22 protein-coding genes are annotated in these 23359 nt (G+C 44.3%); 14 read left to right on the top strand and 8 right to left on the bottom strand.

From position 1 onward, the window contains the following. Positions 1-52 precede the first annotated feature (52 nt). From AC0VYI_RS08990 to AC0VYI_RS08970, 5 genes are all read left to right on the top strand, one after another. On the top strand, positions 53-2122 hold the full coding sequence (locus AC0VYI_RS08990) for a carboxy terminal-processing peptidase (RefSeq protein ID WP_475448817.1): 2070 nt from the start codon (positions 53-55) through the stop codon (positions 2120-2122). 258 nt (positions 2123-2380) lie between these two features. After that, positions 2381-2743 carry a LexA regulated protein gene (ybfE, locus tag AC0VYI_RS08985; protein ID WP_475448815.1) on the top strand — a complete coding sequence of 121 codons (363 nt, stop codon included), beginning with the start codon at positions 2381-2383 and terminating at the stop codon, positions 2741-2743. A gap of 96 nt (positions 2744-2839) precedes the next feature. Then, entirely contained in the window at positions 2840-3418 is a 579-nt protein-coding gene (locus tag AC0VYI_RS08980; protein ID WP_475448814.1) for a thymidine kinase, read from the top strand. A 3-nt stretch (positions 3419-3421) separates the two neighbouring features. Beyond that, entirely contained in the window at positions 3422-4324 is a 903-nt protein-coding gene (locus AC0VYI_RS08975; RefSeq protein ID WP_475448812.1) for a recombination-associated protein RdgC, read from the top strand. Positions 4325-4401: 77 nt separating this feature from the next. After that, the gene (locus AC0VYI_RS08970) at positions 4402-5676 is read left to right on the top strand and encodes a cation diffusion facilitator family transporter (RefSeq protein ID WP_475448810.1); all 1275 of its coding nucleotides are present in this window, start codon (positions 4402-4404) and stop codon (positions 5674-5676) included. Positions 5677-5753: 77 nt separating this feature from the next. On the opposite strand, the gene AC0VYI_RS08965 is transcribed toward AC0VYI_RS08970, so the two are convergent. Then, positions 5754-7175, bottom strand: coding sequence for a DNA recombination protein RmuC (locus AC0VYI_RS08965; RefSeq protein WP_475448808.1), 1422 nt, complete (start codon positions 7173-7175; stop codon positions 5754-5756). A 53-nt stretch (positions 7176-7228) separates the two neighbouring features. Between AC0VYI_RS08965 and AC0VYI_RS08960 the strand changes: the two genes are divergently transcribed. Genes AC0VYI_RS08960 through AC0VYI_RS08950 form a run of 3 tightly spaced genes read left to right on the top strand, consistent with a single transcriptional unit; the run spans position 7229 to position 11298 of the window. Beyond that, entirely contained in the window at positions 7229-7846 is a 618-nt protein-coding gene (locus AC0VYI_RS08960) for a YigZ family protein (RefSeq protein WP_199475957.1), read from the top strand. Positions 7847-7848: 2 nt separating this feature from the next. Continuing rightward, positions 7849-10674, top strand: coding sequence for an RNA polymerase-associated protein RapA (gene rapA / locus AC0VYI_RS08955; protein ID WP_475448806.1), 2826 nt, complete (start codon positions 7849-7851; stop codon positions 10672-10674). A 6-nt stretch (positions 10675-10680) separates the two neighbouring features. Further along, positions 10681-11298, top strand: a complete 618-nt coding sequence (locus AC0VYI_RS08950) for an RluA family pseudouridine synthase (protein WP_475448804.1) — start codon at positions 10681-10683, stop codon at positions 11296-11298. A gap of 532 nt (positions 11299-11830) precedes the next feature. Here the strand turns inward: AC0VYI_RS08950 and AC0VYI_RS08945 are convergent. Continuing rightward, positions 11831-12130 carry a type II toxin-antitoxin system RelE/ParE family toxin gene (locus AC0VYI_RS08945; RefSeq protein WP_475448803.1) on the bottom strand — a complete coding sequence of 100 codons (300 nt, stop codon included), beginning with the start codon at positions 12128-12130 and terminating at the stop codon, positions 11831-11833. Between the two features lie 8 nt (positions 12131-12138). Then, positions 12139-12381 (bottom strand): type II toxin-antitoxin system Phd/YefM family antitoxin, encoded by a 243-nt coding sequence (locus tag AC0VYI_RS08940; RefSeq protein WP_199475953.1) that lies wholly within the window; start codon positions 12379-12381, stop codon positions 12139-12141. Positions 12382-12567: 186 nt separating this feature from the next. Between AC0VYI_RS08940 and AC0VYI_RS08935 the strand changes: the two genes are divergently transcribed. Beyond that, positions 12568-13122: a GNAT family N-acetyltransferase gene (locus AC0VYI_RS08935; RefSeq protein ID WP_475448800.1), complete on the top strand. Its 555-nt coding sequence runs from the start codon at positions 12568-12570 to the stop codon at positions 13120-13122. A gap of 75 nt (positions 13123-13197) precedes the next feature. Here AC0VYI_RS08935 and AC0VYI_RS08930 read toward each other — a convergent pair whose 3' ends face one another. From AC0VYI_RS08930 to AC0VYI_RS08920, 3 genes are all read right to left on the bottom strand, one after another. Next, positions 13198-14982 carry an ArnT family glycosyltransferase gene (locus AC0VYI_RS08930; RefSeq protein WP_475448798.1) on the bottom strand — a complete coding sequence of 595 codons (1785 nt, stop codon included), beginning with the start codon at positions 14980-14982 and terminating at the stop codon, positions 13198-13200. 197 nt (positions 14983-15179) lie between these two features. Further along, positions 15180-15920: an alpha/beta fold hydrolase gene (locus AC0VYI_RS08925; RefSeq protein WP_475448797.1), complete on the bottom strand. Its 741-nt coding sequence runs from the start codon at positions 15918-15920 to the stop codon at positions 15180-15182. Positions 15921-15942: 22 nt separating this feature from the next. Continuing rightward, entirely contained in the window at positions 15943-16956 is a 1014-nt protein-coding gene (locus AC0VYI_RS08920) for a DUF2817 domain-containing protein (protein ID WP_475448795.1), read from the bottom strand. 160 nt (positions 16957-17116) lie between these two features. Here AC0VYI_RS08920 and AC0VYI_RS08915 point away from each other — a divergent pair, with 160 nt between their 5' ends. Further along, positions 17117-17548 carry a hypothetical protein gene (locus tag AC0VYI_RS08915; RefSeq protein WP_475448793.1) on the top strand — a complete coding sequence of 144 codons (432 nt, stop codon included), beginning with the start codon at positions 17117-17119 and terminating at the stop codon, positions 17546-17548. Between the two features lie 9 nt (positions 17549-17557). On the opposite strand, the gene AC0VYI_RS08910 is transcribed toward AC0VYI_RS08915, so the two are convergent. Beyond that, positions 17558-18478 (bottom strand): histone deacetylase family protein, encoded by a 921-nt coding sequence (locus AC0VYI_RS08910; protein ID WP_475448791.1) that lies wholly within the window; start codon positions 18476-18478, stop codon positions 17558-17560. A gap of 72 nt (positions 18479-18550) precedes the next feature. Further along, a complete protein-coding gene (locus tag AC0VYI_RS08905) occupies positions 18551-19660 on the bottom strand; it encodes an HD-GYP domain-containing protein (protein WP_199475946.1) in 1110 nt (369 codons plus the stop codon). A gap of 150 nt (positions 19661-19810) precedes the next feature. On the opposite strand from AC0VYI_RS08905, the gene AC0VYI_RS08900 reads away from it, so the two are divergent. From AC0VYI_RS08900 to ybeY, 4 genes are all read left to right on the top strand, one after another. After that, the gene (locus AC0VYI_RS08900; RefSeq protein WP_475448789.1) at positions 19811-20284 is read left to right on the top strand and encodes an EVE domain-containing protein; all 474 of its coding nucleotides are present in this window, start codon (positions 19811-19813) and stop codon (positions 20282-20284) included. 129 nt (positions 20285-20413) lie between these two features. After that, entirely contained in the window at positions 20414-21769 is a 1356-nt protein-coding gene (gene miaB / locus AC0VYI_RS08895; protein ID WP_475448787.1) for a tRNA (N6-isopentenyl adenosine(37)-C2)-methylthiotransferase MiaB, read from the top strand. A 12-nt stretch (positions 21770-21781) separates the two neighbouring features. Beyond that, a complete protein-coding gene (locus AC0VYI_RS08890) occupies positions 21782-22891 on the top strand; it encodes a PhoH family protein (protein ID WP_233407701.1) in 1110 nt (369 codons plus the stop codon). Continuing rightward, complete coding sequence (gene ybeY, locus AC0VYI_RS08885; RefSeq protein ID WP_475448786.1) at positions 22891-23355, top strand: rRNA maturation RNase YbeY; 465 nt, start codon at positions 22891-22893, stop codon at positions 23353-23355. The genes AC0VYI_RS08890 and ybeY overlap by 1 nt, the downstream gene beginning before the upstream one ends. Positions 23356-23359: the final 4 nt, after the last annotated feature.

Here is a 23359-nt window from a genome sequence, read left to right as displayed (position 1 = left end):
CTAATATGATTTTAATCAATGACGTAAAACAGACTAAGAGAACCCACTCCGGATGAATTATAAACGCCTTTTGTCTTGCCTATTAACTGCTTTTCTCTTTGTGTCAGTGCAAGCTTCTGCTTATACAGAACTGAAGCCTCTACCAGTATACAATGAAGTAGCAAAGCAACTGTTTAACAAACTTGAAACCGAACACTATAGCAAACCGATAATCGACAATCGAATCTCGGAAATGGCATTCAAGTATTATATTGATGATTTAGATCCAACAAAAAGCTTTTTCCTAGAAAGCGACGTCAAGGCGCTATCTCGCTATAAGGACAGCTTTGATGACGCCCTACGCGAAGGCAATACTCAAGTCGCTTACACAATTTACAACCTATATCAAAAACGTGTTGAGGACCGCCTGAACTATCTGGAAAAACACATCCCAGACATGGTCAAACACTTCAACTATACCAAAAACGATACGCTCTCGAACGACCCAGATACACGCAAATGGGCCAAAACCGAAAAAGCATTAGACGCCTACTGGTATAAACGTATCAAAAACAGTGCTCTAACATTAAAAATGAATGGTGACAATAACGACAAAATCATCAAGACCTTAACGCGCCGTTATAAAAACCAGATTCATCACCTTGAGCAGACTGACTCAACAGACGTCTTTCAAATTTTCGCTAACGCGATTACCGCCACTCTCGACCCACACACAAGCTACTTTGCACCACGCGCTTCTGAGACATTCAACATCAATATGAGCCTGTCCTTAGATGGTATTGGTGCGGTTCTTCAAGGCGATGATGACTACACCAAGATTGTTCGTCTGATTCCTGGTGGCCCAGCGGCTAAACAAACCAAACTGGCGCCGAACGATAAGATCATTGCCGTTGGCCAAGAAGGTAAACCCATGGTTGACGTGGTTGGTATGCGCCTTGACGATGTGGTAGACATGATCCGAGGCCCTAAAGGCACTAAAGTAAGATTGGAAATCATTCCAAGCAAAGGCAGCCAAACCAGCAAAATCGTCACCATTGTCCGTGAGAAAGTCAAACTGGAAGATCAGTCTGCCAAAAAAGACATCATTGATGTCAAACGTGATGGTAAAACCTATAAAATAGGCATTATCCACCTCCCTACCTTCTATTCAGATTTTGCTGCCATCCAAGCGGGCGACAAAAACTATAAGAGCTCAACTCGCGATACGAAGAAGCTTATTGAGGAATTGAAGAAAGAAGGTATTGTCGGATTGATTTTGGATCTACGTAACAATGGCGGTGGTTCTCTGCAAGAAGCCGTTGGTATTGCAGGGCTATTCATTCCAGACGGTCCGATCGTTCAGATTCGTGACAAAAACGGTCACATCACCGCGCTGGGGGATAACGACGGTAAAATTGCTTACGGTGGCCCAATGGCCGTTTTAACAAACCGCATGAGTGCATCGGCGTCTGAAATTGTAGCAGGCGCACTAAAAGATTATGGCCGCGCCCTCATCATTGGTAGTCGTACTTTTGGTAAAGGCACCGTTCAAGTCCTACAAGACATGGACAAAGGCCAACTAAAAGTAACACAGGCTAAATTCTACCGTGTGTCTGGCGAGAGTACGCAACACCGTGGAGTGATTCCTGACATCGCCTTCCCTTCGTTGATTGACACCAAAAAAATTGGTGAAAGCGCGCTGAAAAACCCACTACCTTGGGATAAAATTCACGCCACTCGCTACCCAACTTACTGGGATATGGCGGCCTACGACCCGCTTCTAGAAAAACGTCATGAAGAGCGAATCAAGCATGATCCAGACTTTATTGCTCTTGAGGATCAGATCAAAGCGTATAAAGAACAGGAAAAACGCTACAAAGTGATTTCCTTGAACGAGAAAACGCGTGAGGCTGAAGAAGCGGCCATCAAAAAACAGGATCTAGACATCGAAAACACACGTCGTAAAGCCTTAGGCCTAAAACCAGTGAAATCCCTTGATGATATCGATCCTAAAAAAGATAAAAGTGACCCTTATGCACAAGAAGCGTCTAATATCTTGCTAGACTTTATCGCCATCAATCAACAAGCGGCCAAAGAAGCCCAAGAAAAGCAAGCCGAAGCAAAACAAGCGAGCAGCAACTAACATTACTCGCGAAGTTAACGCTTAAACTTAGCAACAAAGGGCTCGACAAAGGCAGTCTGGTTATCCAGACTGCCTTTTTATTATTGATATGTTGGTTTTCTTTATGAGCCTCCCACTAGATTGTCTTGGCGACGACTTTTGCCTTAAATGACAAATTAAAAGATAATAGCGACCCAATGTTTAACGTCCGGTGTTTTCGTCTTTGCATCAACCGCGAAACAACCACACACTGTAACGACCCAAGAATGAAGTAGAACCATGGCAAAAGCGTCATCTGATCGTAATACCATTGACTTGTTTGGATCTTCGCGAGGACGCCCAAGAAAGCAACCTCTAAACCGAAAAGATCAATTAAAACTAAATAAGCGCGTTCAAAGAGAAAAAGAGAAAGCACTGGGGTTCAAACGTTTGGAGTTGGTCATTGATCAAGACACCATCGACAAGCTGGATCAATTGTGTGAATTAAATGATGTAAAGCGCGCAGAATGGCTTACGATGCAGATTGCTTTGTCTTTTTCTAAAGCCAAACTCAGTAAAGCTAAAAGGAACAGCGAAACAAAAAGTAAAACCAATAAAACAGGGACACGCAACGAACAAGTCATACAGCAAACCGCTGAATAACTTTTACGTTACTTTTTTGTGCATAGCAGCGGATTCCGCCTCACTGTTTGCTATACTCCATCGCCCACTAAACACAACGAAAACAACTGACGATCCATGGCCAAGCTGTATTTTTACTATTCTGCAATGAACGCAGGAAAATCAACCATTCTCTTGCAATCTGCGCACAATTACCAAGAGCGGGGAATGCAAGTCATGTTATTAACCGCCGCTATCGATGACCGCTATGAACAAGGTCAAATTGCGTCACGTATCGGCATTCAAGCCGACGCAGCTGTGTTCAATCAAGAGTCTGATTTATGGTCTCAGATTCAGCTCACTCATCAGGAACGCCCATTGAGTTGCGTATTGATCGACGAGGCTCAGTTCCTCAGTAAGCAACAAGTACAGGCTCTTAGCGATGTGGTCGATGAGCTCAATATTCCTGTGCTCGCATTTGGTATTCGTACCGATTTCAAAGGTGAGCTGTTTGAAGGTAGCCAAGCCCTCCTCGCTTGGTCAGATAAATTGATTGAATTAAAAACCGTTTGCCATTGCGGCAGTAAAGCCACCATGGTGATTCGTCTTGATGCACAAGGCATCCCAGTAAAAGAAGGTGCCCAAGTAGAAATTGGCGGTAATGATCGCTATCTTTCTGTGTGCCGTAAACATTTCAAAGAAGCCGTGAGAGACTAATTTATGTGGTTCAAAAACGCCCAAATATTTCAGCTAAAAGACACAGAATCACTGAATACTAATGAACTCATCGACAAAATTCCTGAATTTCCGTTAAAAGAATGTGGATCACAAGAAGAGTTCTCCTTTGGTTGGCTACCACTGATTCGAAACAGTGAACAATGGAGCTTAGCCAGTGACCGTTGCTTATTATTCCGTGCAGGCAAAGAAGAAAAGGTCCTACCCTCTGCCGTGGTTCGTGAAGAATTAGAAGCCAAAGTTGCAGAAATTGAATTAATTGAAGGTCGCAAAGTCGGTCGTAAAGAAAAGTCCGATATGAAAGACGAGTTGGTTTTTACCCTTCGTCCCAAGGCCTTTTCTAAACGTACAGACATTTGGGCTTACATTGATTTACAAGCTAAAATTTTAGTTCTCAACTGCACCAATGCCAGCATGACAGAACAACTGTTTAAACACTTGCAAACGACCTTGGGCAGTTTTCCAATGACACCATTGCAAGCGCAAGTATCACCTGCCTCTTTAATGACAGAGTGGCTGACAAAAAATGCCGTCCCAGCCAGCCTAGAAACAGGCGATGAATGCGAGATTCAAGACAGCTCAGAAGACAAAGCCACTATTCGCTTTAAAGCACTAGAACCCTTATCTGAAGATGTCACTCGCCATCTTGAAAGCGGTATGGCCGTTAAAAGCCTCGCCCTTCGCTGGTCTGATAAATTAAGCTTCGTGCTTCACGAAGACTTAACACTGCGTAAGATAAAATTTGACGATGCCTTAAAAGAGGCTGCTTTTAACGACTCCCAAGGTGGTGGACTATCAGATATGGATGCGAATTTTTCCCTTATGTCATTGACCATGAGAGAGTTTTTTGATTCATTCTGCTTATGGTTTGAAATTCCGCGAGACTAGACGATTACTGACCTGCCCAACCTTTTCCACAGATTTCGTGGATAAGGTTGGGGAGAACATTCGCCAAGCTAGACACCATGGCTATTTGCAAAAAAAGTGCACTAAATCGCCGTGGTGTTCACTGGGGTAAAGGTATTCACTCAGTCTATTTATCAAACGATTTATATGGACAATCTATGTCAGAATTACAGCAAGAACAGCGCATTGCTAAACGGGTCACACTCATCGGTGCCATCTGGGATTGTCTGCTTGGTATCGCCAAAATCATCGCAGGATACTTTTCACAGTCGCAAGCCTTAATCGCCGATGGCATTCATTCTTTATCCGACTTAGTCACAGACGTGTTTGTGTACTTTGCTTCATCAAACGCACGCCAAGGTCCGGACGAAAATCATCCATATGGTCATTTACGCTTTGAAACCGTTACCACCGTCTTTCTTGGTATCGTCCTAATCATTGTCGCGTTTGGTATAGGCTATGAATCCATCACTTCACACACTCAGGCCGAATTTACTTGGTACGGGTTAGCCGCACTGCTTGCCACAATCATTATTAAAGAGATTATCTTTCACTACACCAAAAATGCCGGTGAAAAGATTCAAAGCAAATTACTGATTGCCAATGCATGGCACAGCCGCAGTGACGCCCTATCATCTGTAGCGGTGTTAATCGGTTTAATCGGTGTGTCTTTTGGCTATGCTTGGGCTGACATGGTCGCTTCCATCGTTGTGGCGTTGTTAATCGGTAAAATGGCCGTAGAGATGATTTGGGAAAACCTCGCAGAATTAGTGGACACGGCCCCCGACCCTAAACTCATCGCACAAATAAAAGACACAGCAAACAGCTTAAAGAATGTCATGGCACCACACGACGTGCGAGCGCGCTCCATGGCTGGTAAAATTTACTTAGACATGCACATTCATGTACCAAGCTACGCCAGTGTCAGCGAAGGTCATTACCTTGGGGATTTGGTTGCTTACACCATCAAAAAGGCTCATCCTCAAGTGGCAGATGTCATGGTGCATATCGATACGGACGATAAAGTTCAAACAGACAGTTTTCAAAATACCGACAATAAAAAACCACCCCATTTAAATTTGCCGGCTCGTCATCAAATCATGGCAGACTTAGGTTTTTTACTGCGCCAACATACAGACTATTTAGATATTGAGCATACTAAGCTGCATTATCTAGCCGACGGTCTAGACATTGAACTAATTGGCTTACTCGATAAGGTTCCAGAAGGGCGTCAACTTCATCACCTTACCCAGGCTATTTATCTAGACATGAAATCGGCACCTTATGGCAACAAAGTGACGGTATTATGGCAATCACCTGAAGTGGACAAATAAAAATAGGCAAGGTTTAGAACGAAAACCAGCAAATAGACAACCTTGCTCGTGACGGCACGAGCAAGTTCTACTCAAAGTTACTTATCCCTTTCCAGTTCAGCGGTCACGGCATGATGGCTCAGTGGTTGCTCTGTGGCATCATCCTCTATCGACGATAACCCCTCTTCTTCATAAAATCCCTCGTCATCGGACTCTTCTATAGGCGAAGCGTCTTCTTTATTAAGATGTCCTTCTGGCAAGGATTTGGTTGTTTTCGCCCCCATCTGTTTTAACTTTTCAGCGCGAGCTAATAAGTTACCACGCCCCAGTGTGAGTTTCTTCAACGCCGAATCATGGCTGCGATTTAGTGCATCAATTTTACCGCCGATATCGTCCATATCCTGAACAAAACCGACAAACTTGTCATACATTGCCCCCGCTTGCCGAGCAATTTCAATAGCATTCTGACTTTGTTTTTCGTTGCGCCAAATATTTTGAATGGTACGAAGTGTGGCTAATAAGTTGGATGGTCCGACGATAATAATATTATGCTCAAACGCCTCACTGAATAGGCCGTTATCGCCTTGTAACGCTAAACCAAAAGCCGCTTCAATCGGGATAAACAAAAGCACGAAATCCAACGAGGTGATACCTGGCAACTCATGATACGCCTTGGCACTTAGCTCTTTCATATGACGACGCACGGCCTCTAAATGCTGTTTCAGCGCCCGGTTGCGTTCCTCCTCGGTTTCCGCCTCCATATAGGACAAATAACTGACTAAGACCATCTTCGAGTCCACGACAATTTGCTTACCTTCAGGCAAATAAATCACCACATCCGGTTGCAAACGTCGCCCTACCTCCGACTGAAGGGAGACTTGAACCTCGTACTCTCGGCCTTTCTCAAGACCAGACTTCTCTAAGATGCGCTCAAGAATCACCTCTCCCCAGCCACCTTGCAACTTATTCTGCCCTTTCAAGGCGGACGTCAAACTGACCGCATCATCACTAATTTTCTGATTCAGTTGTTGCAAGCTTTTTATTTCTTTCACCAATGAAAAGCGCTCCCGCGCCTCTTCTTGATAACTCTTATCCACACTCTCTTGAAACTTTTGAATCTGCGAGCCCAAAGGCTGCAATAACGACCCTAGTTGACGCTCATTTTCCTTCGCTAAATATTGTCCCTGCTGCGTCATGATCTCTTGCGCTAACTGCTTAAACTCCGTCTCATTCTGACGCTTTTGCTCACGATAGAAAGACTCTTTTTCCTGCCATACCGCCTGCGCAGCGGCAAACTGCTGCTCTAAAGTCAGAGATTCTTTTTCTAAATAATGAATATGATCTTTGGATTGTTCCAAAAGTCGCACTAATTCATCATTTTGTTGCTGCATTTTTGCTTGAGTGAGGTGCCACTGACGACGCATAGCCTGTACAATGTAGCCTGCAACACAAGAAACTAATAAGGTGCCGACGCAAAAGCCCGATAACACCAAAACGGATTGCCAAAGCCAATCTGACATAGAAAATAAAACCCACTATTTTTATAGAGAAAACAAGAATTAAGCCAGTTTACATGGATTACTACTTAAGCCCAACACACATACAACGCTTTGATCTTGAAATTAAAAATAGCCTGTTTATCACCACGGTCAGCCGAACCAAAGGTCGTGAAGCGGCAAAAACCTTTCTTGATGCAATACGCCAGCGCTACCCAGATGCCAACCATCATTGTTGGGCGTTTGTGGCAGGTGCCCCAAACAACGTACACCTTTGGGATCAAAGTGACGATGGCGAACCTAAGGGCACAGCGGGTAAACCCATGTTAAACGTCTTACAACACTCAAATTTTGGTGAAACCACCGTTGTCGTCACTCGCTATTTTGGTGGCATTAAATTGGGTGCTGGTGGCCTTGTGCGAGCATATAGCCAAGCCGTACAAGAGGCGCTCAGCCAAACAGAACACGAAAACATTTATCCACGTTCACCTGTGCAATTAGTTATCTCCTACCCTTTACTGGGCAAGGTTGAATACTGGTTAGAACAAAGTGATATCGAGATAAACAACAAAACGTTTAGTGACAATATTGTCATGGACCTCGCCGTTATTGAACGAACTTGGCCTGAACAAAAGCAAACGCTGACAAATTTATGCCAAGGCAGCCTAACATTAATCGAATCGGACAAAGAGTAACTATGTACAAAACGGGACAAAGATGGAGTAGCCGCAACGAACCTGATCTAGGCGTCGGCATGATCACAGAAAAACAAAGTAAATCCTTTGTATTGCACTTTCCCGATGCGGAAACAGATCGCCAATACTCAAATGACCAAACCAGTCTTGTGCGCCGCACTTTAACCCCTGGAGATCAACTTTCTTTTCAGGATGAAACCTTCACGATATTGGAAGTAGAAGAGATCGATGGACTGGTGGAGTATCGTATCAGCGACGACGATGACTGGTTAGAAGAGTCTGTCATCCAATTTCCACGTAACGACAAAAATGAGCTGGATTACATCTTGTCTCTTTCACCAGCACGCCGTATGTGGTTCGACCTACGCCGCCATACACTGGAGCACCAAGCCGACAATGCTGCCTCTCCTGTAAGAGGTTTGATGGGGTTGAAAGCCGAGTTGCTACCACACCAGATTTACCTAGCACACGATATTGCCAATCGCCCAAAAGCACGCGCTTTGTTGTGTGATGAAGTAGGTATGGGGAAAACCTTAGAGGCCGGGTTAATTTTACATCAGCGCTTATTAAATGGCCTTTGCAAACGCGCCTTAATTTTGACCCCCACCAACTTACAACACCAATGGTTGGTCGAAATGCTGCGCCGCTTTCATCAACCTTTTAGTTTGATCAGTGAAGCCGTCTACGAAGACTTCATGGAAGGCGATGACAATCCATTTGAGCAGCAACCCTTTGTTATCGCTCCAATTGATTGGGCCAGCCTGCACCCGCATGCTACACAACACATGCTGGAAGCAGAATGGGATATGGTGATTGTCGACGAAGCTCACCACTTGGCTTGGCACCCAGAAACACCCAGTATTAGCTACCAAGTGGTTGCCCGTCTCGCGGCAAAAACAGAATCCCTACTGCTGCTAAGTGCTACGCCAGAACAAACTGGTGAGCGTGAACACTTTTCTCGTTTGCAGTTATTGGACGCAGATCGTTACCATAATTTTGAACAGTACCAAGCTCAGCAAAAAGAGTTTAAACAAGCGGCCGAGCTGGCTGAAATGTTGTTACCTCTAACGGAAGAAGAAAACAGCGATCTATCGATAGACTGGGATAACGCCTTCGCCCCCTATTTAGATCAGGTTAAATCGAAAGAGTGGTTTGCCAATCTAGACAAAAGTGGTGAAGTACGCATGAGTGGAGCACAAGAAGCCATTAGCTGGCTGATTGACCGTCATGGCACGGGCCGCGAAATGTTTCGCAACACACGGGCTGCTGTGGGCGGCTTTCCAAACCGTTACCTACACGCTTATCCGCTCGAAAACAACGAGCACTTTGCTTCTGCCAACCACCATGTTCAACCCGAGACCGATGTGCAAGACGGACTCTGGGAACTCGACCCACGCTGGGTTTGGCTAAAAGAATTCCTAGAATGTCAGGCCGATAAAATTCTGGTGATTTGTCATACGGCTGATATGGCCCAATGGCTAAATGATCAGCTCACCTTTGCTGGCTTCCAAAGTGCCGATTTCCACGAACAGATGCCACTGATCCACCGTGATCGCGCAGCGGCGTATTTTGCGGACGAAGAAGGCGCACAAATTCTTGTCTGTTCAGAAATTGGGTCTGAAGGCCGTAACTTCCAGTTTAGCCATCACATCGTCATGTACGATTTGCCAGAACACCCCGACTTGTTAGAACAGCGAATTGGTCGTTTGGACCGTCTTGGACAACTTCATGACGTGCAAATCCACGTCCCTTACCTGTCCAATAGCGTTCAGGAACGCTTATTCCATTGGTTCCATAACGCTCTCAATGCTTTTTGTCGCACAACAAGTGCTGGCGATAAAGTAGAAGAAGCCTTCCGTGAAACGCTGCACGCTTACCTACGAGGAGAAGACGACGATCTCAGCTTACTGGACGAGGCCAAGGTCTACCATGAAGCGCTATTACAGCAAATGGAAGAAGGCCGTAATCGCCTATTAGAAATGAGCTCGTGTCGCCCAGAACAAGCTCGTGCTTTGATCCAACAGATCAACGAGCAAGCAATTCACGGCCTTCATCACTATATTGAAGATGTCACCCATGCCTTTAATATTCATGCGGAATGCATCAACAGTGACCCAGATAAAAGCGCTTGGTTTATTCGCCCCTCCACCGACATGATGCTAGAAGCCCTACCAGGCATCGAAGAGGAAGGCAAAATGCTCATGTTAAACCGTCGTCAAGCAAGCCAGCGTGAAGATGTCGCCTTTGCCACCTGGGAGCATCCTCTAATCACCATGCTAATGGATGAAGTACAAGGCTTTGATTCTGGCAAACTGACGTCTGCCATCTTACCTATCGCCGCCCTACCAGAAGGCACGGTGTTGGTAGAAAGTATGTTCGTCATTGAAGCAACAGCTCATCCACGCCTGAAACTCGCGCAATCGCTCCCCATGACACCTATGTGGCAATTGTCCGATTCTAATGGAAAATTCCTGCATCAACAGTTTACTGCTGATAAATGGGCAGAAAAACTCAAAGGCGTCCCCAATCGTGTCGCCGAACAATGGGTAGCAGCGCTTCGTTCCAACCTGATTGAAGTGCTACAGGCTCATCAGCTCAATGCACAAGATCAGTCTCGCCCTATTGTTCAAGCAGCGAAAACCTCTTACCAACACCGCTGCCAAAATGAAATCGAGCGCTTGAGCGAGCTAAAAGCCTTTAATGATGCAATCACAGAAGACGACATCCAGCGTCTTGAAACGAATATGCAAGAAGGTTTGACTCGTATCGACGAGCATCAAATCCGCTTGGATGCCATTCGTATCATCTTGACCACCAAACCGGAATAATCGTCTGTGTTAGAGATACTCTACGAAGACGATTGGTTCGCCGTCATCAATAAACCTGCTAACTGCTTATCTGTGCCCGGTCGGGGCCCAGATAAGCTAGACTCTATATTACATAGAGCCGAGTTGCAGTTTGGCGAAGCCTTCGCCATTCACCGCTTGGACGAAGCCACTTCTGGCTTAATTCTGGTCGCTAAAACTCACGAATGCCAAAAGCGAATGTACGCCCACTTTCGCGAACGGGACGTTAAAAAGGAATACCGCGCTATGCTGCGCGGTCATCTTCTTGGTGAATGCGGCGAAGTGCGCAAACCACTACGCTGCGATTGGCCCAACCGCCCCAGACAAATTGTCTGTACCGACGAATGGAGCAAAGACTCCATTACCTATTGGGAAAAAATCGCTTATGAAGACAACACGACTCGCGTGCGACTCGTGCCTTTTACCGGCCGTTCTCATCAATTGCGCGTCCATATGCAAAGCCTAGGGCACTCGATCATCGGCGACGAATTCTACGGCCCAGAGTATGCAAATGACCCTCGCTTGTTATTGCATGCTTATCGCTTAGAATTTCGACATCCGTTTACCAAGGCTTGGGTAGCCTTTGTAGCACCCTGTCCTTTTTAAATTTGATGACTAACCTCTTATCAATGGTTTTGAGCTACTAGTTTATTCCGCTCTGCTGAGCGGGTAACTTTTATCCAGAGCCATAAAAGTAACCAAAAGGTCTCTTATCGGGCTTTCGCCCAAACGTCTCCTTCATTTTGTTTAATACTGGTTTAGCAAGACGATTTTTATCGTAAGGCATAGGGCATAGATTGGCTTTTTGGATATGTGAGAAGGTATTTTTTACCGACTCTGAAACTCCATAAAGTCGCGTAACTTCGTTTCGTCGAACTAACTGCCTTGGGTATGCAGATTTTCTGTAGGTCAGACTTTAGTCTGACAGTAGATTCAGGAGGCGAACATCTTTTCTGACTAATAGCTTTCAACTCTTCTGATGAGTTTGATAAAAAAGGGCTTTGACTCCGCCAGTTATACGAGCAAAGACGTTTCTTATTGACTCTGAAATGCCGTATAGTCACGCCATCGGGGTTGCGTTGAATTTGGGATTTCAAAGCTAGAAAGAGAAGTATTAATTCCTAGGATGAATTAAGGTCTATTTGAGGTGATTTTGCGGTAGTTGTGACTGGCCTAAAACAGCAACGACTAAAATGAAACTACTCTCCTTGATGAAATAAGCATTGTGTTTACCAATAGGGAAATAAAAGCCATTGAGGTATATCTCATCACAGCTTCTGCCTAATCCCGGGTTATCCGCTAACATCTGAAAACCAGATAATAGGGTTTCTCTATATTTTTCCCACTGCGATTCGGAAAAATTATCGATAGTATAGTGTTTAATTTTACGTAGGTGTTGTTGAGCCAAGTTACTCAGTTTGTATTCTTTGCTCTGCATATCAATAATTATAGCGTACTTAAAAAGCTTTGACCGTCAACGACATTGCCTTTAGCCAAGTCTTCTTTGGCAGATTCAAAGCAATGTTTTAGGTATTCCGCCTTCATCGCTTCAAGCTCTTCATAGTCTCTGATAGACATTACAACTACAGCATCTTTGTTGTTCTTGCTAATCTTCACGGGCCCTCGTTGAGCACTCATAAGTAACTCCCCAAAATTTCGTTTAGCATCATTTGCTGTTAATGTGTTCATGTTCAATTCTCATATTTGGAAGTACAATAGAATTATAGTCTTTCGAGCGAATAGATCAATATGATTAAATCATGCGATTTAATCAAAAACTTGGCAAATCATTTATAACGCTTTATAGCGGAATTAGACACCCGAGTCAGCTGAAGCTGTATGTTCTCAGGATTAAGTAAAACTAAAGAGAAAGCTATGTTTTCACTAGAAGTAGAAAAAGGATTAGAGTTGGCGCTTGTTCACCCCAAGTTCGCTAAAGCGTATCTACAGATAGTCACGCAGCAACGTGACTATCTTGGGCAGTGGTTGGCATGGCCACCTCATGCGCACAGTGAGGATTTTTTCCTCACCTTTATTAAGCAAGCTCTTCACGATTACGCAGATGGTAAGTCGTTAAGTTGTGCTATGTTGTTTGAAGGCGAAGTGGTCGGCAATATTAGTTTCAATACAATTGACCATAGTCTCAAACGAGTGGAGATCGGCTATTGGCTCAGTAAGGATTATCAGAAAAAAGGCATTGTCACGAAGTCGGTTGCTAAGCTGATTGAGTTGGCTTTTACCGATCTTGATATGGAGAAAGTGCAGATTTCCGCAGCAGAGAAAAATCAGTCAAGCCGATCTGTTTGTGAGCGTTTAGGTTTTACACTTGAAGGCATTATCACTCGAAAAGAGAATCTCAATGGTAAAGTGGTAGATCATGCAGTCTATGGCTTAAGCCGAGCCAGCTGGCTGATGGATCATGACAACTAGAGTTATCCATTTGGCTGATGGTGACGACAAGTTCGCCCCAACAGCCAATGATAATTGCCTTAAGTTTTCACCGTTTTAATTCGCTTTAGCAGGTTGTTTTACTGCATTTTCAGACACTTCCACCATTGGGAGCGTTTTATTTTCGTCCCCTGTCAACCATAAAATAGCACTGCGTTTTTTATCGCTACGCGGATGCCCTATTAATAAAAGACGGTAAGGGGTGTCTGAAGGCAGTCCCATATAACGGATAGGGTCTTGAGTGGAGCCCGTTCGATCAAGGATCAAGTAATCATATTCGCTGTCTTTCCCCTCGAGAATCCGTTGTGCTCGGGCTTTATCTACCATAGGCACGGACCAATCGTCATATAAATAAAAGATAGACGACATGGTCTCTGAAAAGCCAATGCCAGCAGTACGCTCCCTTTTATCCTGCGGGATTTGCTTCACAAAAGTATTAAGGTCATGCCTCATGTCTTTAGCGATGTCTACGGCGATAAACACATAATGAAAAATGGCAATAAAAAATAAAGATGAAATTAATGATAACTTAGTCCAGCCTGGCCACTGAGTGACTTCGACTTTTATCATTAAAATAATAGCAAATAGCACCCACAGCGCCGTCACCTGCCAACTGGAAAGCCACAACATAAGAGCTTGCGGCACTTTATTGCTTGGTAAGAACTGAGCCCATAAAGGCGTCATAGCAAATACAGCTATAATGACAATCATCATTACCAAAAAGGCACGTCGATACCAGTCGGACCATCTACCTTTTAGTGTCATTAACGCAGAAGCTATCATTAAGGCAAACAAAGGCATTAAAGGCGCAAGGTACATTGGTCTCTTGGTTGCCGAATAGGACAAAATAAAAACGGCAAAGCAAAACCAAAAGAGAAAAAAGCCATCAAGCCAATTCACTTGGTGCCGAGTCACGGCTCTTTTCACCGAAGAGGCTAAACCAATAATAAAGAAGACAGACCAAGGTAATGTATATTCTATAATACTGCTAACGTAATAAAACGGTTTGCCCTGATGGTTATGACCTAAGGTTTTCGTCGAGGAGCCGGTTAAGCGCCCTATCTGATTATCCCAAAACCAGGCATGCCAAAGTGCTGGAGACGCTTGTTTATAAAAAGGATACACCCAAGCAGCGATCACTAAACACATTATGATGAATCCCATCATATGGAAGAACAACACACGTCCCCATGTTACACTTTGATGGGCACCTCGCTGCCTTAGATAGACGTAACGAATAAAAAGTACCAGCCAAGCAGGCCCAACACATAGGATAATGGCAATAGGACCTTTGCTTAAAAACGCCAATCCCGTTAATGCCCCTGCCAGTAACACATAACGCAATTGAAAACGCAGGTAAGCTTCTGCAAAAGCCCAAATGGCAACAATAGAGGTAAACATCATCATGGCATCAACCCGCAGCCAATGAAAGTTCAGCAAAAAGCCTTCACTGGACGCCAACACACCAAGGGTTAGCCAAGCATACTCCTTCCCTTTAAGCAGCCATGCTAAACGAAACGTGACCATTAAAGATGCTAAACACAGTAGTCCTAATCCTAATCGAGCCGCCATCAAGGCATCCAACCCTGTCAGATGCATCAGTGACACACAATAGATAAAATACAACGGCGGCTTTTCCACAAAGGGAATACCCGCAAAATGCGGTATGATCAGATTATCAGAAAGGTACATATCCTTAATAACAGCAACCACTCTGGGCTGATCTGGCGTCCAGACGGTATGGTTGAACAATCCGCTAAATACAACAAAAATGATGCTAAGCAGCAAAAAGACCTTCCAAGAATCTTTGCTATTCCATTCCATTAAGGTGTTACGACGCACACTTATCTCCGGTAAATCGATGTATATAACCAAACAACAGGTTAAAAAATCATGAAAATATAAAACTAAATTAAAAATACTTTTAAATTATTCCAACTCATCTAAACAAAGACTTCTTCTATTTTAGGAATACTGATCCTTTAGTGTTTGACAATATAAAAGTCATCATCCTTAAATAGCGATAAGTCTCTAATGGATCATTTATCCTTTTGCTCCATTAGCAAATCAACGATCCATTGCGGATCATCTAGAGGTAGGTCGTGGCCTGCTTGAGGATGTTCTATCAGTGGCACTTTCCAACGTTCTGCAATTCGGCGTGAGGCACAGCTTTTTACCAAATGATCATAGGAACTGGCAAGTAATAAAAGTTTTTTGTGGTGCGTCAGATGGGGTATCTCAAAATTTGCTGCCGCCCAAAGCTGACGAATAAGGTTGAAACATCCTGGGGAGGACGCTTTTGCCCACTCATACCATTGTCGCTCCAAGGCTTGTGGGCTTGATTGCATATTGGTTGTTAATAAACGAACCTGGTGCTCTTGTTGTTTTTTAGAAATCAGTCCGAATAACAGTAAACGCAGCATGGCACTTAAGCGCATTCGTTGCCAAGGCAAACTACACCCTTTCATGCTGGTGTTGATTACACAAGCAAATGAGATGTCTTCTGGGAAACGATTCAACCAGTCAAGAGCAACCATGCCCCCCATGGATAAACCAATTAACGCTATTGGGCCTATGGCAGCCTGTTCTTTTACCCATAGTCTATAATAGTTAGTCGCCTTGGCAATGCTGGTAGGACTTTTTAAGTGCGCTAATGATCCATTTCCCGGTAAGTCTGGTGTCAGAACGCGATGCTCAGGGAATGCTTGTTGCAATAGCTTGGGAAACGCCCCCCAGTGACGTTGATCTCGCCCTAAGCCTCGCAACAAAAGCCAGTTCATGCTATTGCTCTGTAACCTCTGCTCAGTCATTTTGATACCAATGCTTTAAGGCTATCTTATGCATTCGTTGGCGGTGCGACTCTTTAGGCAACCATTGCGCCATATTGGCACTGGCACGCCAAAGAATCTCAATAAGAAACAGGTTTTCTCGTAACACCCGTTTTACTCGATGGGGCTTAATCGGGTGAAACATCCCTAAAAAGGAGCGTAATTGCAATGGGTTTTTCTTGACCCAACGCCAAGATCCCAGCTCCAGAGTCAGTGGCAGCAATGTCTGCTGACGTGAATTTGCCTTAAGATACAAATAATCCCATAGGTCACCATGACAAAGATAATGGTGGGACTGAGGCTCAAGCAAATAACGATGATTCGGATGGCTATGCTTTAACAATTTTTTCAGCGCATAGTAATCTGCGATATGAGGCACTGGCTGTCGAGTACCAGCCATAGGAAACCAAAGCCGATCTTGAACTCCAAAGCCCGAATGTACATCCAAAGCCATCACAATTGGACTTTGCTCACAAAGACGCTCCACTAAATCACATAAGGCTTGGGCTTCCATTTCTAACGGCTTCCCTAAACCACCACGAAACCAAGGTAAATGACGAGTCAATCGCTGGCCACCAAAAGGCCAAGTTATAGGGTCTAATGCATCCAATGGCGCATTTCTCATCAAATCCACACCATTGCCATTACCACGATGCTGACGAGCCATTCCCACTGGATTTAATATTGGCAAACAAACAAAACGCACATTTTCCAATGCCATCTGCAACTGTTGATCCCAAATCAATCGATGCAATAAAGAATTGAGATAGGCGAGTACCACTTGCGAGCCAATACGTTCAACACCATGCACCCCGCCCACCAGCAGGAAAGTAGGCACATTGGGACGATCACTGCCAAGAAATACAGCATCCACGGGATACTGCTCGGGGCCATCAGAAAGTTGAGCCAGTGTTTCACGATGTACGCTGGGAATATCCAAGCGCAACAAACGTTGTAGTTCTGCCAATTCAGATAACGTGCTTTGCATAACTGCCCACTTCCTGCTTACCTTTGTAGACAGTAAAAGAGAATCATGGCAGTTATATGACAATAGAAAATAATACTTTTTCGGAAGGAGCACCTTGCAGCTAAATTAAATTCATATACCCTACGAAAAAGATCGCCCATTAGGAATTAAGCCAACAGTCATGGATTTAGTATTCGACATTTTTGCATTCTTGATAGTAATCGCATCGATAGCAGGGATACTCCAGCATTTACATATCCCTATTACCTATACAGACATTTTAATAATACTCGTATCTATACTAGGTATCCTCGTTTTATATAAACTTAAGAAATGGAAGATTGCCGATAATATTGGCGCGTACTTTTCTCTACTTCAACTCATTGGCGCCACAATAATCAATATCCTCTGCTTAGTATTTGGGGCAGCCTGTGCTTATTTTGGTTTTAAGCATCCGTTGCTGCTACTAAAAGGGGAGAGCCAAGTGTGGGCTCGCGGATGGGGACCCATGCACGGCTATTCTGCGGCTATTTTTGGTGTCGTTGTTGTTTTGTTAATAGTAGCATTTATATATTTCTCTATAGCCAACCACAATAGAACCAAAAAACGTTAAGCGGTTACTCTATAAACATCTCTCCCAAACCCAATGAGCTGCCTGATGCACTAGACTATGTCGCCATGCCACCTTCTCTTCTTGTCGGTCGTAACCGCCGCCAATAACACAAGCGACGGGCAAGTTTTGTTTAATACACGTTTGGATAACGTATTTATCCCGCTCTAGAATACCCTCGTCCGTCATATTGATATGCCCTAACCGATCATCTTTATGCACGTCGACACCCGCATCGTAGAAGATAAAATCGGGCTGATGCTCGGCAAGCACCTTTGGTAAGGTTTCCCTTAAAATGGACAAATACAAATCATCGTCAGCCCCTTTAGGAATGACTATATTAACGCCGCCCGTTTGCTTGGTGGTTGGGTAGTTTTCTTCGCAGTGCCAAGAAACCGGTACAATATCAGTACGATCTTTAAAGAAGGCGATGGAGCCATCCCCTTGATGAACATCGCAATCTAAAATCAATACTTTCTTCGCTTTGCCCGAATTCACTAACGCTAACGCGGCGACCGCTAAATCATTAAAAATACAAAAACCAGCACCATGGGACGGGTGAGCATGATGGGTGCCGCCAGCAAGATGGCAAGCCAAGCCATGCTGCAACGCAAGTTCACTGGTTAGAATGGTGCCCGATACAGCGCGCAAGGTTCGCTCGACCAGCCATTCAGACCAAGGTAAACCGATGTCTTTTTCTTCTTGCTTGGTGAGTTCGCCACGAATAAAGCGCTGCACATACCCTTTGTCGTGGGCCTGCATTAAGGTCGTTAAGGATAATGGTGAGGGTTGATGTTCATTCTCTTCCGTAAGAATACCTTGCGTTCTTAACGTTTGTGCCAAGAGCCGAAATTTATGCATAGGAAAGCGGTGCCCTGCTGGAAAGGGGATGCTGTAATGGGGGTGAAAAACAAGTGGAAGTTGGGCAGCCATAGTCTTAATAATCCATAATAGATAAGACTATGGTAGCAATTTTTCATGGGATTAAAAAAAGCGTCGTAACAATTATTTTTTCCGCGCCACCAGAACCTTGCGAATGGCAGCATTAAAAGAGTCAACAATATGAGGAGGAAAACCTTTGCCACTTTCAAAATTCACTTTTTGGATGGCACGCATGGAACTCTTTCTGTATTCTTCGCCCGATTTACCCCAAACGATATCAATAAACATGACGGCCACAGCTAAAATAAATGCTCCTTGTGGAATCATCGAGCCGACAAGTTGCTCAGGAAACCCTGAGCCGTCAAAGCGTTCTTTGTGGGCCATCACCATGGAAACCGCCTCGTCCCAACCTTCGTGTTTACTCAATAATTGAGCTCCCACCATAGGATGATTCCATTCAGCTTGTTTGCGCGCCTCTTCATCATCTTTGCAATTTAAGATCACCGCCATCCCCATATTATGCATATAAGCTGCCGCGCTTAATTGGGCGGGATCTTCCTGTTGTTTGCATTCAATATTAATCAACTGGCAAAGCTTTAATATACGCTCACTACGTTCAGGGGAATAACCTAACAAACGATTTAACTTAGAACTGAATGCCTTAAACTGCTCTATATCAAACTCTTGCTCCTTGGTATATTCCACCTTGACTAAAAGATCGGCTGTTCGAGCCGGAGTCTCAGCTGCCTCAAACTCTTTCTTCTCCGTTGAAATATCATCCAATAAGGTCTTTGCCAAGGCAGGACGCTGTTCATCGTCTTCACAGGCATAAAGCGTATCCAAACCATTTTGCAATACATTTAACGTGGCCGTTTCTGCGCCATGGAATTTATAGAGCTGCATCAGCAAATTGCCGATTTGCTCAACCACAACATTAATTAATTCACCAAGATGATAGTGGTACTGAATATAACCGCCTCGCATACCGTCAACGATTTCTTCAAGGCGATGCAATGCCCCCACAAGTGGATCTAAAAAGCACACTGAGCAATTGCCCTTCATGCTATGTAAAGAACGAAACAAATTGTCTAACTTATCAAAGGAAAAGCCATCATCTTCAATGCTATTGATGATCTCTTCGATTTCTTGCTGTGCTTCCTGATAGCACTCGAGAAGGTCATCCTTGAGCTCTTTTTCCAGCGCGGAAAAATCTTTACAGGCGAATTGACTCATATATCCTCATCCATATGAAGAGCATCACAACCCAAGGCGTCGAGAGATAAGCAACTCATTGAGGGCATTGGGTAAATTTTCTTTAATTGTAGATACAATTTTATAAATCATATACTAAGAGTATGTATCATTATGCAAACGGAGAATAATATGTCTAATTACTGGCTCATGAAGTCTGAACCCGATGCTTTTTCCATTGATGATTTAACACAACAAGGCCCCTCTCCCTGGGATGGCGTTCGAAATTATCAAGCACGTAACTTCATGCAAAACATGCAAATGGGTGACCTCATCTTTTTTTACCACTCAAGCTGTAAACCAGCCGGCATTGCTGGCGTGGCGAAAGTGGTACGCGAAGCCTACCCGGATCACACAAGTTGGGATCCAACCAGCCATTATTATGATCCTAAATCCTCCCCAGATCATCCTCGCTGGTTCATGGTGGATATTGAACTTGTCGAAAAATGGCCAAGTGTTTTACCCCTTAGTACTTTAAAACAAGATCCAGCGCTTAGTGACATGTTACTTACCAAAAAGGGCAACCGCTTGTCTGTCATGCCAATTAAACCAAACGAATGGCAGCACATTAACACACATTTAAACCCAAATAATAAACCAAGATGATCGTAGGAAATAAGGACTATTTTCAGTTTAATGGGTTCGAATGTTCAACACCCCTGTGATTCGGAGGCAAAGCCAAATATAATAGCGCCAAAGTCGATAGACGAATAATTTTTTAGGTTTATAAGTGACATGGCAAAAAAACTCTTTATCCAAACTCACGGCTGCCAAATGAACGAATACGATTCCTCTCGTATGGCAGATTTACTCGGCGAAAGCCATGAGATGGAACTCACAGACAATGCGGAAGAAGCTGACGTGCTCCTTTTGAACACCTGTTCTATCCGCGAGAAGGCGCAAGACAAGGTGTATCACCAACTTGGCCGCTGGAAGAAGCTCAAGCAGAAAAATCCCAACTTGGTCATTGGTGTGGGCGGATGCGTTGCGAGCCAGGAAGGCGATGCTATTCGTAAGCGAGCCAAACATGTTGATATGATTTTCGGGCCCCAGACACTGCATAAATTACCAGAAATGGTGAATTCTGCGGGTAAACACATCCCGATTACGGATGTAACCTTTCCCGAAATTGAAAAATTCGATCACTTGCCTGCACCGCGTGTAGAAGGGGCAGAAGCCTTTGTGTCCGTTATGGAAGGTTGCAGTAAATACTGTACTTTCTGCGTGGTGCCTTATACCCGTGGGGAAGAAGTCAGCCGTCCATTCGACAGTATTTTGAAAGAAGTGGTACAGCTTGCAGAGCAAGGTGTACGTGAAATCCATCTATTAGGGCAAAACGTCAACGCTTATCGTGGCGAAACCGCAGAAGGTGATGAAGCAGATCTTGCCGATATTATTCACGCGGTAGCACGCATCGATGGCATTGAACGCATTCGTTTTACCACTTCTCATCCGGTAGAATTTACCGATAGTTTAATCGAAGCCTTCCGAACCGAACCCAAGTTGGTAAGCCATCTTCATTTACCGGTACAAAGCGGGGCCGACAATATTCTCAGCGCTATGAAACGCGGTCATGATCGCCAATATTATATTGATAAGATCAATCGCATTAAGGACGCACGTCCTGGTATCAGCTTGTCTTCAGACTTTATCATTGGCTTCCCTGGCGAAACCGACGAGGATTTTGTCGATACCATGAATTTAATTCAGGAAATCGGCTTTGATCATTCTTTCAGTTTTGTTTATAGCCAGCGCCCAGGTACACCAGCGGCAAGCCTAGAAGACGATACCCCAGAAACATTGAAAAAAGAGCGTTTAGCCATATTACAACGTCGTATCAGTCAACAAGCGTTTGACATCAGTTTAGCGATGGTTGGTGAGGTTCAGCGCATTTTGATCAGTGGTTATTCACCCCGTGATCCTGGACAGCTTCAAGGCCGAACTGAAAACAATCGCATTGTTAACTTCCGTGCTTCCGATCCTCAATTGATCGGTAAATTTGCAGACGTGGTGATCACAGATGCTTATTCAAACTCCCTACTAGGTGAGTTGATCAGCTCTGAACTTGACACCGATTTTGTCCTTCACTAAGTAAGGTAACTCTTGGAAACGACACAGACAACTCAACAAATGCGCCTTGCACCAGCCGAAGCTAATGCTTTGGCTGTTCTATGTGGGCAACTAGACGAAAACATCAAACTGATTGAAAAGCGCCTTGATGTCACCATTCGCTACCGTGGTGATCTGTTTGATATTTCGGGCGAAAGCTCTGACAATGTTGCCGCCACAAAAATCCTACTGGAAAACTTGTACCGTGAAGCCCGGGCACAAGGGGTTCTTTCTGCCGAAACCATTCATTTGTATTTACAAGAGTCGGCCATTGAGTCTTTGAGCAAACACGCAAAAGATAACGGTGATCAGTTGGTCATCAAAACACGCAAAGCTTTTATCAAGCCAAAAGGTAAAAACCAACAAGGCTATGTAAAAGAGGTGCGTAAAAACGATATCAACTTTGGTATTGGCCCTGCCGGAACGGGAAAAACCTATTTAGCGGTTGCTTGCGCTGTCGAAGCGCTAGAAGCGGATCGTGTCGAGCGCATTATGTTGGTTCGACCAGCGGTTGAAGCGGGTGAAAAGTTAGGCTTTTTACCTGGCGACTTATCACAAAAGATCGATCCTTATCTTCGCCCTTTATACGATGCGCTTTATGAAATGCTGGGCTTTGAATTAGTCGATAAACTGATAGAGAAAAACGTTATCGAGATCGCCCCGCTGGCCTTTATGCGCGGTCGTACTCTAAATAATGCTTTTATCATTTTGGATGAAAGCCAAAACACCACTCGCGAACAGATGAAAATGTTCCTGACGCGCATTGGCTTTGGCTCCACTGCCGTCATCACGGGGGATACATCCCAGGTAGACTTACCTCGTGGTACATCGTCTGGTTTGGCTCATGCTATGCATGTGCTTCGTGGCGTCAATGGCATTAGTTTAACGCACTTTGCAGCGTCCGATGTGGTTCGTCATCCACTGGTTCAACGAATTGTTGAAGCCTATGAGCGTTTTGATACAGAAGAGGAAGAGGCAAAAAAAGCACGAACTGAAGCCCGCTTACAGGCACAAGCTGAGCAAGCAGCGTCTGCCAGTACCTCCACACCTAAGAACGAGGCTAGCTCCTCCCACTCAGCCACTAACGAGAGTAACAAAAGCTAATGGCTCATTTGGAATTAGATTTACAAATTGCCTGCGAAGCAACAGAGAAATTACCCAGCAGCGATGATTTTAAGCAATGGGTAACCACCGCCTTACCTTTATCTGGCGATGAATACGAAGTCACCATCCGCCTAGTTGATGAAGAAGAAAGCCAAGCACTTAATAGTGAATACCGAGGAAAAGACAAACCGACCAACGTCTTGTCTTTTCCTTTTGATGCGCCTATGGAACTTGATATCCCCTTATTAGGCGATTTAGTCATCTGCGCACAGGTTGTTGAGCGTGAAGCCATTGAACAAGAAAAACCCTTATTGCATCATTGGGCCCATATGACCATACACGGCATATTGCATTTACGTGGCTATGATCATATAAATGACGATGAAGCAGAAGAAATGGAAGCCTTAGAAACTCAGTTATTGGCTTCTCTTAATATTCCAGATCCCTATTTGATAAAAGAGTGAGTTC

Source organism: Marinomonas sp. 63XJN7_9_ISO-PGPR-S23-217 (assembly GCF_056173515.1).
This window is presented reverse-complemented; position numbering and strand designations above follow the sequence as displayed.